Raw genomic sequence first — 18,238 nt, forward strand, 5'->3', positions numbered from 1 at the left:
GATTTCTTATAATCGTTTTCTGAGATTTAATATGATATATAACGGGTTGCATTTTGGCGATAGCGCCGAATTAGAAAGCCAAAACTTTTAGACTTGCACTACCCTAAGCAAAAGCCTTTTATCATTTTCTAAGTTTATGAAAAAAGGATATATAAAAGGCTGTTGATACAAAAAAAAAGAAACTTTCATTTCTCCCTTAATCTGCCATTTCGCCATTACGATGTTAAAGGCAGTTTTTATTGTACTTTAAACAATTTATCATTCTGTGAAAGAGAAACTATTTGATAACTAGAAATATTTATACTACTTGGTAACTTATCTCTTAAAACTGATAGAATATATTGACAATTCACATCATCTACAATTTCTGTTAATAAATTAGTAATTTGATTTGAATGAACGTTTTCAATTTGGTCTTGCAAAATAAAATGTAGACACGGTATATTATTCGCATCTGCAAATTTAATATATGCTAAATCAAATGAAGCCATTTGGCTTTTTTTACTACCAGTACCAGGATTTTCTTCTAAAGTGGAAATTTTAAACTTATATATACCTCCATCATTATCGGCGCTTAAATATGAATGAACACCATCTAATTTGTTTGAAATTTCAGAAAAATATTCGTTAAATTCTTCAATTCTTTTTTGGATAACTTCATCTTTTGAAACAATATTAGTATTTATAGTTTCTATACGATCGTTAATGCTTTTTAAGTTTTCGTTAGATTTTTCCCATAATCTTTTCAATTCTTCCAGATTACCTTTCTTTTCATAATATTCATTAAGTTCATTAATAATTAACTGTAAGTCTTCAATAGCTCCTGATTTACCTAGTGCTATAGACAGTTCCTTTTCATTAGATATTAATAAATTTAATTCTCTTTTATGTTTACGAATTTCATGATCGAGTGTAGGTAACTCTTCTGTTATGTACTCAACTTTTTGTTTAATCATTTGATTATGAAAATTCACAGTTTCTTCGAAAGATTTTTGTAAATCAGGAATTAATAATTTTGCTTTTTCATATAATCTTTTTATCTGATTAGTATTAATATTACTTAAATCATTTTCAAGATCATTTTTGCTTTCAATAATCAATTCTCTGCGCAATTCTAAACGAGAAATAATTGTTGAAATTTTATTTATACTTGCTTTAATATCATTTAATTTATTTAAATCTTCTTCATATTTTTCATTAATATTAAATTGATTCTTTTTCAAATTTAATGCTTCTATTTGCTTATTTATGATAACTAAAGATTGATTGATTTGAGACAAATTACTTTCTTTTCTTAGTCTAGATTGTAATCTTTCTTCAATATTTTTATCTCTAACAAGCTGATCTTTTGATGTATCTATATCTATCCCAAACCAAAATAAATGTAAAGATTCATATATTGCATCTGTTGTTACATTTTGAGGTAAAACTCTAATGGTTTGAGTTAATTTATTTTTTTCATCTCTTATGTTTTTTGATTTTAACTGCTTAAGTGTAGGGTTTTTAGCAGTTGAATCAAATATTAGTTCTTTTAGCTTAGATGAAAATTCCTCATTCGATAAACTTTCCCCATTAATTCTTTGAATTTTGTTTTTGTAATTCAAAAAATTTCTATCTATAACTATTCTGTGTGATTTAGGATCATCAATATCTTCAACAAGAGTTAAAGTTATAATTATATTATTTTCTTTTAAAAATGATTCAATTTTTTGATTAGTATTTTTAAACTCTGGATCTATATAGATATTTTTTCCATCACCATCCAAACAAAAATCGATTAACCTCAAAACTGTTGTTTTACCAACACCATTACCAGATTCAGTTTTATTTGGGCTAAGAGTTTCGTCAACGATTAGATTGATACCTTTATGGAAAGGGATTTCTCTAATAATTGTTTCTTTATTTCGTATTACTAAACTTTCTAAAAACATTTTACAATGTGTGATTTTTCTGATTTCTCTATAGCACCAATTAAAAATAGCCAATCTAGAGTTAATGTAAATAAATTAATACTGATATTTTCATTAACTTTTAATGTATTATAAACATTGAAAAAGTCTACTTTGATTTCATCTGTCTTAGATAGAATCTCAATTATTTTACCACCTAAATAGTAAAAATCTTTTTCTGGATTAATATCTCTGCTTACTATCATAAACTTACAGGCTCTTCAAAAATTTTACATCTAATAAATGCATCGACTAAAATAATATTTATTCCTAAAACTAAATCTTCTTCAAAGAAAGCAGAATCTTTCATTTGCTTATAAATTTCATCATATACTATATTATAAATTTTATCAGAGTTTTGTCTGATAATATCAATTGAATCTAATGAATCTTTTATAAATTGACCTTTGACTCTATTATATGTTTGATGTATAACAGATAATAATTTTTCTTTTTTTATTGACCCTTGATTTTCAAGTTCTTCATATAATGAATTTATTTTACCTTGATATACTTTATAAGAGTCAATAGTTACACAACAATCTTTGATTCCATTATACGATAATTTTTCTTTTAGATCATATGTTTTGAAATCCTTTGGATCTTCAATTGAATCCAAATTAATACTAGCTATTGCATTTATTGCATTTTTTAGCATTGAAGGGTTGTTGTTTAATTTTTGAAGTAAGTAGTAACTTTCATGGTCGTTTTTCATTTTTTTCAAAATGTCAACTGTATAAACTGAAACATCATTAGTTTTGTCATGACAATGCCTACATAATAATATTAAATTTGCATAATCTGCTCGTTCTGAATCAGTCATTTTTTCATTATATCTTTCTCCACCTTCGTAAGCAGCTTCAATATGACAAATATTTGAATCTAAAGCATTATCTCTATTTACTAAAATTATTTCACATCCTGGGAAAGCGCATTTATTTCCTGATAGACCAAATAGTCTTTTTAGTGTCTTATCTGAATAATTTCTCGGTCCTTTTCCCATTTTGCAAAGTTAAAAATTTAAGTTAATTCTAGTTGTGTGGGTTTAAAATTACCGATAACGTTTGTCTTTGAGCATTGCGTCAATCCAAACTATAATAATTTCGTAAAAACCATTTACGTCACTAATATAAAAATTTATTTGATCGTTTTTTAAGATTATTTATACACTAAAACATCTTCCGCAATCAAGCATATTTTTTATAGTCATAAGCACTTAAAAGTTTTCTAAAATCTGGTCTAGTTGAATCATTTATATTTTCCCTAAGAAACACTTCTACATCATTACTACTAACATTATCATTTAATAAATTCCAAAATATACAATTTATTTTATGCGTAGATGCAACAAATTCATCTTCAAAAATATCATTTATTGAGTTATGTGTTTTTTTTGCAGAATCAGTAATTTTTGTCAAGTGGGATTGTAAATTCTTTTCTTGCTGAGTCTTCAATTCTTTTATAGACTCCAAATTTGGATTTATTTTCTCAAAACCAAAAACTGGAAAATATTGGCTAGATTGAATATTGTAATGATCTATACACTCTAACATTTGTGAATTTGCTTCATCAATTATTTCAAAGTATTTTGATAGTAATTCCTTTGCAGTATGAAAGTGATATTTGATTGTTTTATCTGATCCAATTGCAAGAACCTTATCACTACTTTTTAAGTCATCCAAATCTTCTGTAATACTTACTTTAATATCTCCTCCTGCATAAATCTCTTTAACAATATTTTGAACTTTTCTAATGTCTAAAGCACTTACAGGTAAATTTAAGTTAGAAATCGCCTCATAAATACGGCTATAATTGTCTGTTCTTACTTTATTAATTTGGATAGTTAAATTATTTTCTAAAACAATATCATGCTCTACAACATCAACTTGTTCAATATTTTCTCCATACTCAATTAAGAGGAAGTTTCGTTTTATCTGGGTCGCTGCTTCTGAATTTGGCTGTACATATGAAAATATAGTTCTAAGAATTTTCTTTATGTTTTCATCACCTACTCCATAACCTAAAAATATTATTGGATTATGTATAAATAATGAAAGTAATTGTGCTCGGATTAATTCATATCTTTTCTCAAAAAACTCATAGTCAGACTCCGTAATTATAATTTTTTCTGGATTTTCAAAACATCCGTGAATTTTATACACCGAACCATAAGGATTGCTAAGAAGTATGTTATTGCCAATAAGTTTATCAAATTCAAAGACATACTCAATTAAACCATCATAATTTGTAGTTATTATAGAGCCAATATTTTTTCTTATTTTTTTAAAAATACGTAGTTCTGGTTCTTTATCATTCTTTAATTCTAGATTTGACAATAATTTTGAAATGTAAATTTTGAATCGACTTAAGCTAATTCCTTCATCCATTTTCTGATAAAAAATATCATTTATTTCCTTGAATTTACCATTGCGATCTACCATTAAGCTTTCATTAAATTCCTTCTCAATAACAGTCGCAATTTTTGTATAGTCAAATGCCCCATCCTTCTCAAATTGAGACTTAATATCTAAATAATATTCTTTATTGCCTTTAAAATCTATGCATATTTGCTTTAATAATCCATCCCAGGTAAATGAATTTTTCAGATATCTAAGGCTTATGCCGGTTCCAATAAATAGCACGGGATGATTTCTATAATGGCTTATAAATTCCTCAATGATCATGGTTATTTTTATATTTTTTTTAAGTGTTGTAATTGTAATACCTTTTTCCAAATGAAGAATATTCGGTAATTTTTTCAATTTCGAAATTTTTATTAGCTTTTAAATTTTGATATAATTGATTATTTTCTTTTATAATACTAACTTTTAACTATTTTATAAAAAGTTGCTTTACTTCCAATATTAAATGCTTTCATAATTTCCTCAATTGGAACATTCTTACTTTCATAGGAGCTCTTTACTAAAGGTGCAATTTTTTTATATTTTTCGGTCATACCCTTTGGTCTTCCTCCGTTTTTCCCTCTTGCCCTCGCTGACTTCAATCCTGCATTTGTTCTCTCAATCAAAACATTTCTTTCGTGCTCAGCTAAAACACAGAAAATCTGGAAAATTAATTTTCCACTTGCTGAACTTGTATCAATGTTTTCAGAAATAGATTTAAAATATATTCCTTTTTCGTTCAGCTCTGTCACAAACTGAATTAGCCCAACTGTAGTCCTCCCGATCCTGTCTAATCTCCACACTGCTAAAGTATCCCCTTTTCGTACGAAATTTAATAAATCGTTAAGCTGCGGCTTTTCTGATTTAACACCACTAACCTTGTCAATAAAAATTTTTTCAATTCCTAAACTCTTTAAGGCATCAGTTTGTAAATCAAGATTCTGTTCAAACTTGCTTACTCTTGCATATCCAATTAACATAAGTTCACTTTACTCATTATAATCAAATATAATGTAATTTGATTTTATGTACAACGAAAATGGACTAAAATGAAAATAAATAAGCTTTGATATCCTTCATCAAAACTAGTACAGAAAACCGACTCTTTTTTTATTATAAATGCAACCGAAAAAATAATGAAAAATTCGAGATACTTAAGTTTCCCGAATTATTATGTAAGATGTTATTCATTGGACACGAATAAGGATGGATGACCGAATGTGAGATTTCTTTTAAACCCTTTCAATTTCGGCAATTAAGACGGCTTATTATTAGTCATCGCTGCGAAAGATGCCTCTAACTCTTCTTCTGTTTCGGGTAGCTGAACTTTTAACCCTCGTGTAATGCGGGATTGAATGTCTTCTGCAACTGGTTTGAAGATTTCATGATACTTCTCAAAAGCAGTTCTATAGTCGTCATTTTTGTTAAGCTCTTTTGCTAATAACGTTGCGCCCTGTAAAGCCAGACTTGTACCCATACCAGTAAAAAAACTTGGTGCATGCGCAGCATCGCCAATCAGGGCAACACGTCCTTTTGTCCAGTCCGGCATATGAATTTGACAGGCTTCATCAAAATACAAATTATCGGAATGAAGCATGGTGTCTAATATTTCAGGGATTTTCCAATTTGTATTATTGCCAAAATATTCTTTTAGAATTTGCTTGTGTTGGTCATCATTTCTATAATCCCAATCCAATTGAGGTGCCCTAAACATGAGTATAGCATTCGCTCCCTCTTTGAAATGGTAGATAACCGCCTGTTTGCCCAGCTCCCGGTATACGATTCCCGTGTTACCTGACTTGCCTGTTTGGATATGATCTGCTTTAGCAAAAGCAAAGTAAACCCCGAAAAACTTTTTGAAATTTTCTTCAGGACCAAATACAAGTTTCCTTACGATAGAGTGCGTACCGTCTGCTCCAAATACGAAATCAAAACTTCTATCCGCTCCATGTTCAAAGGATACATCAACGCGATCCTCATGCTGGATCAACGCTTTTATGCTGTTGCCGAAAACAATTTCGACTTCATCCTTAGGAACAATATCGAAAATAATATCGACCAGGTCGCTGCGATGGATTTCAATATCACCGAGATATTCTTCCAGTGCGTTGATTGAAAAAGTAGTCAGTGTTTCGCCTTTGGTATTGACAACCTCATCGGTATGGATAAATTCATGATCCTTTATTTTTTGCAATATTCCCATTTCTTTTACAATATCCAGGGCTTTTCCACGGACATCGATAGGCGAACCACCTTTTCTAAGATCCTGGCCGATTTCTACGACCGTCACCTTACAGCCAAATTTGTTTAACCAATAGGCTAACGTTAATCCGGCAAAGCTTGCCCCTGAGATCAAAACTTGTTTTTTCATAGCTTGAAAATTTAATTGTCATTGTAACATTGATAGATCAAAATTAGCAGTAACTTTACGATTAAAATACTCCAATACCTATTAAAAATAGTCGTAAAAATTATGAGTGGAGCAGATCATAAAGATATAGACCACAGAATTCTTGATTATGCAGCCAAAGTAGGACTGACTACACTGGACGAGCTACAGTATGTCGAGGTCAAACTTTTTAAAGCCTTCACGTTTTTGCCGGATATAGCCATGCATTTTGGTACGTTTAACATTAAAAAGAATTTTATCCGCAAAACCGCGACATCATCAATCAAAGACAGTATTGGTTTTTTATTTTACAACATTTTTGAGGATGATCAGACCTCTTCTGGTATAAGTACAATCAAACTGTCCGGAGATGCACCATTTGTACGGATATTCCCATTTACGATACAGCAGAAAATCAATTTTACAAAAAATACACAGGCCACCTATGTTTCCATCAGCATCAGTGCCGATTATTTGAAAAGCTTTTTAAAAGAGGAGTCTCCCTATTTTCAATTCCTGTTCGATGATACCAACAGTTTTCTGATTGAAGAATTGATGACCGATGATATTTTGCGCACCGTAAACGATATTGTGAAAAAAGAAGCACCAAGCACAATGAAAAGTTATTACTACAAAATCAAGGCGATGGAACTTCTTTTTTATTTATTTGAAAGTTTGCGCAAACGGGAAGGTTCAGTCCACCAAAAACTAAGCGGAAAGGAAATAAAATCTATTTACCAGGTACGCGACAAAATAGTTTCCTCATTAAGCCAACCGACCAGCATTGCAGAGATGAAACAGATTGCAGGAATGAATGAACTTAAGCTCCGCAGAATATTCACCCAGATTTTCGGTATGGGAATTTACGATTACTATCAGCACTTACGCATGAAAGAGGCTGCCCGGCTTTTGCGGGATGAAAAACTGTCCGTATCAGAAGCAGGCTATCAAATGGGTTTTGAAAACCTAAGTCATTTCTCAAGGGTATTTGAAAAACATATAGGCCAAAAGCCGAAAAAATACAGTAATAACCTGAAATAAAGGAAGGCAAAAATAACTCAACTATAGCGAATTTGATCATATACCAGATAGGTTATGCCTATATCGCTTTCGTGAATGTCGGATTCGTTATGCATTCTTTAATTACAAATTTAAACGAAAACATAATAATAGATCCGAGAAAATAAACCTTACGGATCAATTTACAACTTCAGCAACCACTTTAGTCTCTTTTCCTAACAAATCTTTCCTGTACTTGATCCCCCACTCACCCATCGTATCAATAATCGTATGCAGGCTTTCTCCAAAACAGGTCAGTTCATAATCCACAGAAACGGGCATGGTATTATTCTGCGTTCTTTTGATAAGGTTATTCATTTCCAGATCCTTCAATTCCTTGGAAAGGGTTTTTGAAGCGATACCTTCTACCTGCCTTTTCAAATCCATAAAACGCAATTTCCCAATGTAGTATAATTGGCTTATAATAAGGGTTTTCCATTTTCCATCAAGCAGATCCATAGTATCCTTTACTCCGCGAATGTGGCTTTTACATTTTTCGCCGATTTCAATTTTATCTTTTTTCATACCCTGAAAATTATTAATCAAAATTACGCAAATCTTCCTATAAAAATTCACCTGGTTACTTTTTTGTAACTGGTTACCAACAGGGAACAGGTGTATTTTGGAAACCTAAACACCCTAACTTTGTACCCATAAATGAGATTAAAACCTCAACAGATTTTTAATAAAAAACACGCAACATTATGTCATTACAGGAAACATTACAATGGAGATTTGCCACAAAAAGTTTTAATGGGAAAACAATAGAAAATGAAAAGATCGACCAGATCCTGGAAGCGATCCGTTTGTCGCCTTCGAGTTCAGGCTTACAGCCTTTTAAAGTTTTTGTGATCACCAATCAGGAATTAAAGGAAAAGTTATATCCCGTATCATGGGAACAGAAGCAGATTCTTCAGGCTTCTCACCTGCTGGTTTTTGCCGCATGGGATGAGTACACCCCGGAAAGAGTGAATACATTTTTTGAATTCAGCAATAAGGAACGTAACCTGCCTTCCAGTGCTACTGATGACTACCGTTTAAAACTTCTTGGTATCCTGGATCAAAGAAGTAAGGACCAGCATTTTGTAGGTGCCGCCCATCAGGCTTACCTCGCATTGGGATTTGGTCTTCTTGCCGCGGCCCATCTCAAAGTAGATGCCACTCCTTTGGAAGGATTTGACAGTGAAGCTTATGATGAGATCCTTCATCTTCGTGAGCAGGGATTAAAGAGTACAGTTCTTATGGCTTTAGGATACCGAGATGAAGAGAATGACTGGCTGGTGAATCTTAAAAAAGTAAGGCGGTCTAACGAGGAGCTGTTTATTGAACTCAATTAGAATTCAAAACCTTAAGATTTGAAACCCTATTAAATTAACATTAATGGGGTTTTTATTATTTTCATAAGATGGGTTTATTTCTAATATCCTAAAAATTATTTTTAGACACTGTGGATTTCCGTATCAGATAAAAGAATTAAACAACCAAATTTGTTTCACATTAAAAAATAGATAAAATGGTAAAAAAAATACTCTCCATTAGTGCAATCATTTTTATTTCAATAACATCCTATGGACAAGATGTGAAAAAGGAATCAGAACCTGTAAAAACCAAAATGGATGTTTTTGCATCAAAAACAGGAAGCATTACAAAATTTGTAGACACTAAACTCCCTAAATTAAAGGCTACTTATGAGTCCTCTGAAACAAGAGTCAGAAAGATCTCAAATGGTTCGTCAAACGCTTATTTCTATCAAATTGAAAAAACAGGTAAATACAATAATACAACTGCATCTATTGAATATAGTGACTTGATCGAAGTTTTAAAAGCCATAGCCATATTAAAAGCAGAAGTTAATAGTGATATTATCTCCAATCCAGATTATATGGAAAATAAATTTGTAACTGTAGATGGTTTTCAGGTTGGATATTATGTAAGTCAGGGGAAGGCTAAATGGTATATTAAATTAGAAAAGTATGGTTCAGACAACACCTTATTTATCGATAATGGAGATACAATATAAGCTGCTTTTGTAGAAGCTAAAAATAAGATTGATGATCTTAAAAAATAAGATCCTGATTCATTAATCCAAAAAAAAAGTTCACTGATTATCGGTGAACTTTTTTATTTACTTAAAATAATAACTATTCACTCAAACGTAGATGTACATTAACCAAAATTATTTTATTTTAGCCCTTAGTAAAAACTAAATCCATGAAACCTGAAAACCTGACAGCGTTAAGCAATGAAGAGCTTTTAAAGAAACTAAAAAACTTAAAAACCGATAAATTAATTAATGCTACCATTATCGGAGTTACTATCGGAATTGTAGTGTATAGTGCCGTAAAAAATGGGTTTGGATTTTTCACTTTCTTTACTTTGGTCGCAGCAATTCTGATCGCCAGGAGTTTTGCAAGCAATACCATCTTAGAAAAGAAAGTAAAGCAAGAAATAGCATCCCGAAACCTGCAATAATATCCCTCAACCAAAGACTTCCAGAAACAAATATTTCAAGATACGGCAGACCTCTTTTTACTCAATGAAAAAATTAAACCCTTCGATTAAGCATCATTTACTGATAGGAATTTTCATCAGTACCTGGCTCTTTGTCTTCGCTTTTTTTATAAGGCCATTTGACGATGGGACGGTAAGTTTTAAAGTATGGGTAATTATCAGTATTGGATTTAGCGTGATTGCATTTTTCTGTTATGCATTGCTTTCAGTCATTCAAAAAAGTATTTATCAGAAACTCTCAAAATGGAATATTGGTTTTGAAATAGCCAGTCTCTTTTTTTTCCAGCTCCTTTTTTGGGTAAGCACATACTGCTTTTATAAAAGTCCTGTTTTACATGGTGGATATGATTTTTTTAAATTTTTTAAAATGATCATTCTTAAATCAGCCCTGATTTCCACTCCCATAATAATTTTGGCAAGAATATATGTGGTCTCTTTAATTCCTGCTGAAGACGATATCATCATTATCCGGGGAGAAAATAAACTGGACATTTTAAAAATAAAAAAAGGGGATTTGATCTGTGTTTCAAATTCACAAAATTATGTCGAGATCTTCTTTACCGATGGAAGTCAAATGAAAAAGAAATTAATTCGGAGTACATTAAAAAAAGTCCAGAATGATTTTGATTTTTTAATTCAGGTCCATCGGTCACATTTAATAAATCCCGTTCATTTTAAGGCATGGAAAAATCAGGATACCATTTCTCTTACTCAAATTGAATTGCCTGTTTCTAAAAATTACAGGAAAGATCTATTGGCCTTATAATTCTCGTCCCTAAAACGGCTTATTTCGTACCTAATTCCCCTATTCATAACCTCTAAGGATCAATTTCCATTTACTTTTGTCGCAGATAAAAATAAATAATTTATGAAACTTTGGTTAAGAAGAGTTCTGTATTCGGTCATTATATTGTCCGGTATTCTTATGGTCGTTTTTATATGGGCAGATCATGAATTAAATAAGGTTTTGGGTAAGTCTACTGAGCTCATCAATATATCTTCGATCGTTAAACCAGCCAAAATAATTCAGATAAAAAACGTCAGTATTCTTTCAGAAGATTGTACCCATTTTATTAAAAACCAGGATGTACTCATTCAAGATGGTATCATCATTCGTTTAGGCAAAAATCAACCACTAAATAATACAGCAACAATCATTGATGGCACCAACAAATACCTCATTCCAGGTCTTGTAGACAGTCATGTTCATTTAAAAGAAAGTAAGAATGATCTATTTTTGTATTTAGTAAATGGTGTTACCTATGTTAGAGAGATGGCCGGACAGCCTGTCAATTTAGAATGGAGAAAATCAATACAGAAAAATAACATGGGTCCGGGAATGTTTATTGCCTCTCCCCCAATATTTAGTGAGCGCGGATTGGCAGGTTATTATTACAGCTGGACCAGACATTCTATTAATTACTCCAATAAAAAGGATGCTCAAAAAGCAATAAAAAAAATCAAGGAACAAGGTTATGATGCCATTAAAATGTATGGCTTCGTAAATCCGGAAATGTTTAAAACAACCATAGAGATTGCCAAAGAAAATAACATTCCTGTTATTGGTCATATCCCATTAGTGGATTTAGAAACTCTTTATCAGTCAGGTCAAAATGAAGTTGCTCACATTGAAGAATTAACCGTTAAAACGATTGATGATTTTGGAAAATCAATTTCTAAAAACCCTGAAGAATACCTCAATTTTCTAAAAGCACGTGCCCCCGAAATTGCAAAAAAGTTAAAAAAGAATAACATTAGTGTTACCTCAACGGTTTGGTTATGTGAAGGTTTTCTAAGCCAAAAATTTGACTTAAAGTCTAAGCTTAAAACAATAGAATTAAAATATGTAAATCCCAAAATTATCGAAGGAACACCACTTTACAAATTAGGTTGGTTACCTGGTAAAAATGGATATGAATATTCTGGAAAAGATGAACCAGATGCAAAAGAGGCCTCTAAGGTTTTTTGGAATACCTATACAAAAGCAATTCACATCATGACCAAAGCATTGGTCGATCAAAAAGTAAACATTATGGCTGGTACAGATGCCAATGTAGCAACTGTTGTTCCCGGTTTTTCCCTTCATAATGAACTGGAATCTTTATCTAAATCCGGAATGACCAATTCACAGGCAATCTATTCCGCAACCGTCGCTCCAGGTAATTGGATGAAAAGCAATACGGGAAAAATAAAAAAAGGATATCAATCTGATTTGGTACTTCTTACAAAAGATCCTTTAGAAAATATTAAAAACACAAAAACGATTGAATATGTGTTTTTTGATCAATACATGATCGATAAAATTCAAATAAAAACGATCTTAAAGGCTATAGAAGAGGCCAATAATAAAAACAGGGATATAAGCATTAATGAATATTTACATTGAAAAAGAGATTAGAGATTATAAAAAGGGCTAACCTATTACTGAGTTTCATTTAGTTAATCGCAAAGGCGCAAGGGAATTTCGAATATTATGCTGTTTTTAAGGCGTAAGAAAATCTAAGATTTTCAGCAAGTAGAATATAAATTAATCTCAGAATTAATAGTAAGTTAGCATCATTACAGTTAGCTCCATGAAAAACATTATCCTCATTTTTATCGTAATATTTTCTATACAATCTTGTCATTCACAAGAATTAAAAGTTGACTATAAAACCATAGAAATTAATATTCCCGGAAGTCCTGGACCCTGGTTAAAATATAATTCCAAATATTATTGTTATTTTCAGACTGATAATGATAAATTCAGCTCTGGTTCTAATCACAACTTTTACATTTTAGATGAGGAAGGAAAAGTTAATTCTAAAATAAGTGTTCCTGAAAAGCTCCAAACCTATTACTACGATTTATATATAAAAAATGATTCCATCTTTACCACAGAGTATTATAATCATCATACTTTTTATCTTGATGAAAAAAATAAAGAATGGATTGAAACTAAAAAAGGAATTGATCTTGTATATCAAGATAAAAAATACACCATATATGCTCGCGACTTCGGGGAATGGGGCGGGGTAACTTGGTTCAAAGATAATTTAACTCATAAACAATATGAAATAGCCGCAACAGATCCAGTGATCAATAAATTTGATAATGCCTATTATTTAACGACAAGTAAATACATCCTTAGAGTATCAGATCCTAGAAAATTAGCAATAAGTAAAAAAACTTACGATTATAAAAAAGCAGTATTAGCAGAACGTTATTTCAGAGAAGGGAGCGTCTCAATGAAAGGAGGTGAAGTTATATATATTGATACAACTGATGATAAATCTAAACGTTCGATAGCAACCTCTTTTGTAGCGAACAATAAATTTTATCATTTATTTAACGATGGTATTTCAACAAAAATCGGAAGACTCGAGAATAAAAAGTTAATACCAATTTTTGATTTTAAATATGATCTCCGCCCGTTCAAATGGTATTATGATACAAGAAACCCAATACAGAACAATCTATATCAAACTATTCAGTTTGCTACTAACGATAAAAATACTTTTGGGATCATTGAAATTAAAAAAGATCAAATCAATGTGACTTCATTTAAAAATTCTTACAAGGAACCTATTATGGATGAAGACTGGGCAAGGAGCTGGGTTGAAAAAAATTTCGATTACTTCTATTCTAACTTAGATACCTTGTCTTTAGATAAAATTGATGATATTGAGCAAAAGGAAAATGCAAGGGACTTAACCCAGAGTCACAAAATCTCTCACTACCTACTTGACGGAAAAGATATAGAAACTCCTAGAATTTATCGAAAAAAGGAAAGTCCTTCTATTCATCTGATAACAATGTATTATTATACAGCAAAGGAAAAATCAATTGAATTGATAGAATTTGAATGGGGTATTAAATCACATTTTGATAGTGTAGAAGAAGATCGAACTACCTCTAATATCGATACACAAAAGTTATATAAATCAAAATTTGACTGGCTCTTTTCTTTTCTAACGCGAAAACTAGGAAGTCCTATTTTAAATAATCGGGATAAAGAAAATTCAACTGTGAAATGGAAGAATGGCAATAAATCAGTTGAATTATCACTCAGCAAATACATTTTTGAATTAAGGTTATATAAAAATTAAAAGCCTACCGATAAACGGTAAGCTCTTAACCACAAAAACAAAACTACTCACCTAAAAACGCAACAGCTTTCGCTACAAACGCGTCATGATTCTGGAAGAAAGACGCATGACCTGAATCCGGAAAAACCAGAAGTTCGCCATGTTCTAAATTTTGCTTCATATTTTGTGCATTCTGAACCGATATGGGAAGATCATTTTCTCCATGAACGATAAGCACAGGATTTTTAATCATTTTTATATCTTCAAGTGAATTGGCATCAGGCTGTGCCCAACTTAAAACCGCAGTAAACTGTGAATTGGAAGTGGCATCACTTAATGGAAGATCTCTGTCGGTGGTACGAAGCTGGATTCTGGCATACGACGCTTTTCCAGCTGCAATACTCGCTGCAGATTGTGTAAATCCGAATTTCAGGAAAGATTCTTCAGCACTTAATCCTGCTGTTCCGGCAATGATATTAGGTAAATTGGATAATCCTATTGCTCCTTTTGGTCCCGTCCCTGTTAGGATCACTTTGTTGATCAGTGTGGGTTGGGTTAAAACCACTCTTTGCGCTACAAATCCACCCATAGAGAATCCCATGATATTGACTTTAGTAAAGTTTAAAGCTTTGATAAAATCGATGGCATCATCTGCCATAGCCTGTACGGTGTTTGGGGTAGTTCCTTTGGAAGCTGCGACTCCTTGGTTATCGAAGATGATGATCTTATACTTCTGCGCCAGTCCGTCCGTTACTGCAGGATCCCAATCGTCCATAGAACCTCCTAATCCCGGTAACAATACCAAAGGAATTCCATCTTCTTTACCCCAGGTACGGTACGCAAAATCATTACCTTTGACTTTTACAAATTTAGTTTTAGCGTTACGGTGATTTAATACCTGTACTTCCTGGGTGATCACCTCACTCTCCTCTGTGCACGATACGGTAACTACAGTAAAAAGAGTTACACATAAAATACTTGCTGCTGAAATTGTTCTGAATGCTTTCATTATCGTTTATTTTTGTATGATTATGATGCAAACTTAAAAAGTACAGGCAAGCGGATCACGTACAAAGTACTTTAAACAGACATTTTCAGGGGTTAATCAGACATTTCGGAATCTCAAAAATTACGGAGATATTCTTTGGTATTCGCTTTGGTATTTTAGAAATGCTCAAAACTTTAATTTTATTTAATTCAACTTACTTTCCGCAATCAGGCTACGTGATCCCTCAATCAGGCTACGTGCAAGTCTTACGATAAGATGACCTTTGCTTAGTAAACTTTAAATAAGAAAAAATGAAATCAAGAAAATTAAGAGACCTGGAAGTATCGGCAATCGGCTATGGAAGTATGGGACTAAGTCAGGGGTATGGATCAGTACCGGATCGAAAGGAATCTATTGAATTAATTCGAAACACTTATGATCTTGGCTGTACCTTTTTTGATACTGCTGAAGCCTACGCAATGGGAGCCAATGAAGAATTGTTGGGTGAGGCTTTAGCCGACATCCGAAATAAAGTCAGCATTGCCACTAAGTTCTGGATTCAGGAAAGTATCGAAGATTATTCCACAGAAAAATTAATGAGTATCATTAAAAACAAACTAGAAAACTCATTAAAAAGACTGAAAACAGACCATATCGAATTGTATTATCAGCATCGGGTCAATAAAGATATTCCAGTTGAAGACATTGCTTATTGCATGGGTGAACTGATCAAAGAAGGAAAAATATTGGGTTGGGGTCAATCACAGTCAACGGAAGAGGAAATCAGAAGGGCTCATGCGGTGACTCCAATCACTGCCATTCAGAGTGAATATTCCATCATGGCGCGACAGTTTGAAAAGGATGTCATTCCAACCTGTGGGGAACTTGGAATTGGTTTTGTTGCCTTTTCACCCCTTGCTAATGGTTTCTTATCTGGCCAGGTGAATGCAGAAACACAGTTTAAGGGAATTGATGCCAGAAGGGTTATTACCCGTTTTGAGAAGGACAATATCATTGCCAACCAGCCTTTGTTAGAAGTATTGCATCAGTTTGCCACCATAAAAGAAGCGACTCCGGCACAGGTTTCCCTGGCTTGGATGCTTCATAAAAATGATTTTATCGTGCCTATTCCTGGTTCAAGAAATCTGAAAAGGATTCAGGAGAATATGGTTTCAGCTGAAATTGTACTGAGTGAGGATGAATTTAACCAAATAGAAACTGCATTATCGACCATTCAGATTCACGGTAACCGAAGAGATGAAGATCTTATCAAATTGCGAACATTAAAAGATTAATTTTACAACACAGGAATGGACTGGTAAAAGAGATTTATTCCTAAATTGTCATTAAATTCCCTGAATAAGAAAACAACATTAATACATTCATTTGAAATGGATAAAAATATTCCACAAAAATTTGAATCTTTATCCGAATTACATAAGGTGTTTGGGCTGAAAAAGCCCTTACATCCTTTGGTAAGTTTTATCAATATCAAAGACATTAAAATTAATCCGGATGAGCTGTCTCCAACCATGATGCTGAATTTTTATAAAGTTGCTTATAAAACAGATCTGTGCAGTCAGGCAAGATATGGACAGAATTATTATGATTTCGGAGAAGGTGGATTGGTGTTCACGGCTCCCAATCAGGTCTTTGAAAGTCCTAATAATAAAGCCAATTCCGGCTATCTCCTGTTTTTCCATCCCGATCTTCTTCTGTCCTATCCTTTGGCTAAAAAAATCAAGGAATATGGATTCTTTTCTTATACCACCAATGAAGCTTTACACCTTTCTGAAAAAGAAAAGGAAACCATCTTATCAGTTTTTACCATTATTGAGGAAGAATTAAATAACAGAATAGACGATTTTAGTCAGGATGTAATGATCGCACAAATAGAACTTCTGTTAAGCTATAGCAACCGTTTTTATAAACGACAGTTTATTACCCGAAAAGCTGTCAATCACAGCTTACTGGAAAAATTTGAAGAGACTCTGAACGATTATTTCAACAACTCCGCTTTACTGGAACAAGGAATTCCTACCGTGCATTTCCTTGCCGAAAAGTTAAATATTTCGCCAAGCTATCTGAGTGACTTGTTACGTTCCCTTACTGGGCAAAGTACACAACAGCATATTCATCATAAATTAAGTAATCTGGCAAAGGAAAAACTGTCTGTTAGCAGTTTATCTATAAGTGAAATTGCTTATGAACTGGGATTTGAACATCCGCAATCTTTTAGTAAATTTTTTAAGAAAATGACGAAGAGGACTCCCCTTGAGTTCAGGGAGTCGTTTAATTAAGTTTTTTAATCAATCTTATCTTCCCAGGTAATTGCTATATCGTCATTGTGAGGAACGAAGCAATCTCAATAAATATTTTTTTATTTTTTTATGTCCTTTTGCCTTGAAGCAAAATGGACCTAATCTGTGAGAGACAGACCCCACCGTCATTGCGAGGTACGAAGCAATCTCAATAAATATTTCTTTATTTTTATCTGTCCTTTTGCCTTGAAGCAAAATGGACCAAAAGTTCAAGACTGGAAACTTTCGCTAAAAATAAGGTCTGTTAACTAAAAATTCTAAACTTGCGCGGATTTAATGTGAATTTATTATTGAATTTGAGGTCCCGCGCTTCGGACAGTAGAATTTTTTTTACGTTCACAGAACTTATTTTTTTAACGCTGCAGCTTCCTAGGTCGTTTAGTGGTGGTGGTTTATGTTTTAAATATTTGTCGTTTTAATCTGCGTAATCTGCATAATCTGCGAGAGACAGATCCCATCGTCATTGCGAGGCACCAAGCAATCTCAATAAATATTTCTTTATTTTTATCTGTCCTTTTGCCTTGAAGCAAAATGGACCAAAAGTTCAAGACT

The 18,238-nt window shown here is 32.5% G+C and carries 17 protein-coding genes; 9 read left to right on the top strand and 8 right to left on the bottom strand.

The window, feature by feature from the left end; genetic code table 11:
* Nucleotides 1–236: 236 nt before the first annotated feature.
* The 6 genes from AC3WRL_RS00705 to AC3WRL_RS00730 form a co-directional block, all read right to left on the bottom strand.
* A complete protein-coding gene (locus tag AC3WRL_RS00705; protein WP_492329504.1) occupies nt 237–1,931 on the bottom strand; it encodes a DUF2326 domain-containing protein in 1,695 nt (564 codons plus the stop codon).
* The gene (locus AC3WRL_RS00710) at nt 1,922–2,155 is read right to left on the bottom strand and encodes an ABC-three component system middle component 6 (RefSeq protein ID WP_492329505.1); all 234 of its coding nucleotides are present in this window, start codon (nt 2,153–2,155) and stop codon (nt 1,922–1,924) included. Before AC3WRL_RS00710 ends, AC3WRL_RS00705 begins: the two co-directional genes overlap by 10 nt.
* Complete coding sequence (locus AC3WRL_RS00715) at nt 2,152–2,952, bottom strand: ABC-three component system protein (protein ID WP_492329506.1); 801 nt, start codon at nt 2,950–2,952, stop codon at nt 2,152–2,154. Before AC3WRL_RS00715 ends, AC3WRL_RS00710 begins: the two co-directional genes overlap by 4 nt.
* A 184-nt stretch (nt 2,953–3,136) precedes the next feature.
* Nucleotides 3,137–4,711: an SIR2 family protein gene (locus tag AC3WRL_RS00720; RefSeq protein WP_492329507.1), complete on the bottom strand. Its 1,575-nt coding sequence runs from the start codon at nt 4,709–4,711 to the stop codon at nt 3,137–3,139.
* A 59-nt stretch (nt 4,712–4,770) separates the two neighbouring features.
* Nucleotides 4,771–5,331, bottom strand: a complete 561-nt coding sequence (locus AC3WRL_RS00725) for a recombinase family protein (RefSeq protein WP_492329508.1) — start codon at nt 5,329–5,331, stop codon at nt 4,771–4,773.
* A gap of 275 nt (nt 5,332–5,606) precedes the next feature.
* Entirely contained in the window at nt 5,607–6,722 is a 1,116-nt protein-coding gene (locus tag AC3WRL_RS00730) for an FAD-dependent monooxygenase (RefSeq protein ID WP_492329509.1), read from the bottom strand.
* 102 nt (nt 6,723–6,824) lie between these two features.
* Between AC3WRL_RS00730 and AC3WRL_RS00735 the strand changes: the two genes are divergently transcribed.
* Nucleotides 6,825–7,781 carry an AraC family transcriptional regulator gene (locus AC3WRL_RS00735; protein WP_492329510.1) on the top strand — a complete coding sequence of 319 codons (957 nt, stop codon included), beginning with the start codon at nt 6,825–6,827 and terminating at the stop codon, nt 7,779–7,781.
* A 156-nt stretch (nt 7,782–7,937) separates the two neighbouring features.
* On the opposite strand, the gene AC3WRL_RS00740 is transcribed toward AC3WRL_RS00735, so the two are convergent.
* Nucleotides 7,938–8,324, bottom strand: coding sequence for a winged helix-turn-helix transcriptional regulator (locus AC3WRL_RS00740; RefSeq protein ID WP_214831737.1), 387 nt, complete (start codon nt 8,322–8,324; stop codon nt 7,938–7,940).
* A gap of 179 nt (nt 8,325–8,503) precedes the next feature.
* Here AC3WRL_RS00740 and AC3WRL_RS00745 point away from each other — a divergent pair, with 179 nt between their 5' ends.
* The 6 genes from AC3WRL_RS00745 to AC3WRL_RS00770 all read left to right on the top strand — a co-directional run bounded on the left by AC3WRL_RS00745 (nt 8,504) and on the right by AC3WRL_RS00770 (nt 14,398).
* Nucleotides 8,504–9,136, top strand: a complete 633-nt coding sequence (locus AC3WRL_RS00745; protein ID WP_261511618.1) for an NAD(P)H-dependent oxidoreductase — start codon at nt 8,504–8,506, stop codon at nt 9,134–9,136.
* A gap of 176 nt (nt 9,137–9,312) precedes the next feature.
* On the top strand, nt 9,313–9,819 hold the full coding sequence (locus tag AC3WRL_RS00750) for a hypothetical protein (protein WP_492329511.1): 507 nt from the start codon (nt 9,313–9,315) through the stop codon (nt 9,817–9,819).
* A gap of 191 nt (nt 9,820–10,010) precedes the next feature.
* A complete protein-coding gene (locus tag AC3WRL_RS00755) occupies nt 10,011–10,271 on the top strand; it encodes a hypothetical protein (RefSeq protein WP_492329512.1) in 261 nt (86 codons plus the stop codon).
* Between the two features lie 64 nt (nt 10,272–10,335).
* Entirely contained in the window at nt 10,336–11,076 is a 741-nt protein-coding gene (locus tag AC3WRL_RS00760; protein WP_492329513.1) for a LytTR family DNA-binding domain-containing protein, read from the top strand.
* Nucleotides 11,077–11,178: 102 nt separating this feature from the next.
* On the top strand, nt 11,179–12,696 hold the full coding sequence (locus AC3WRL_RS00765) for an amidohydrolase family protein (protein WP_492329514.1): 1,518 nt from the start codon (nt 11,179–11,181) through the stop codon (nt 12,694–12,696).
* 187 nt (nt 12,697–12,883) lie between these two features.
* Nucleotides 12,884–14,398, top strand: a complete 1,515-nt coding sequence (locus tag AC3WRL_RS00770) for a hypothetical protein (RefSeq protein WP_492329515.1) — start codon at nt 12,884–12,886, stop codon at nt 14,396–14,398.
* A 43-nt stretch (nt 14,399–14,441) separates the two neighbouring features.
* On the opposite strand, the gene AC3WRL_RS00775 is transcribed toward AC3WRL_RS00770, so the two are convergent.
* Nucleotides 14,442–15,386: an alpha/beta fold hydrolase gene (locus tag AC3WRL_RS00775; protein WP_492329516.1), complete on the bottom strand. Its 945-nt coding sequence runs from the start codon at nt 15,384–15,386 to the stop codon at nt 14,442–14,444.
* 290 nt (nt 15,387–15,676) lie between these two features.
* On the opposite strand from AC3WRL_RS00775, the gene AC3WRL_RS00780 reads away from it, so the two are divergent.
* On the top strand, nt 15,677–16,660 hold the full coding sequence (locus AC3WRL_RS00780; RefSeq protein ID WP_492329517.1) for an aldo/keto reductase: 984 nt from the start codon (nt 15,677–15,679) through the stop codon (nt 16,658–16,660).
* 96 nt (nt 16,661–16,756) lie between these two features.
* The gene (locus AC3WRL_RS00785) at nt 16,757–17,665 is read left to right on the top strand and encodes a helix-turn-helix domain-containing protein (protein ID WP_492329518.1); all 909 of its coding nucleotides are present in this window, start codon (nt 16,757–16,759) and stop codon (nt 17,663–17,665) included.
* Nucleotides 17,666–18,238 lie beyond the last annotated feature (573 nt).

The sequence above is a fragment of the Chryseobacterium sp. FW101-FHT12H09 genome, from assembly GCF_058790395.1.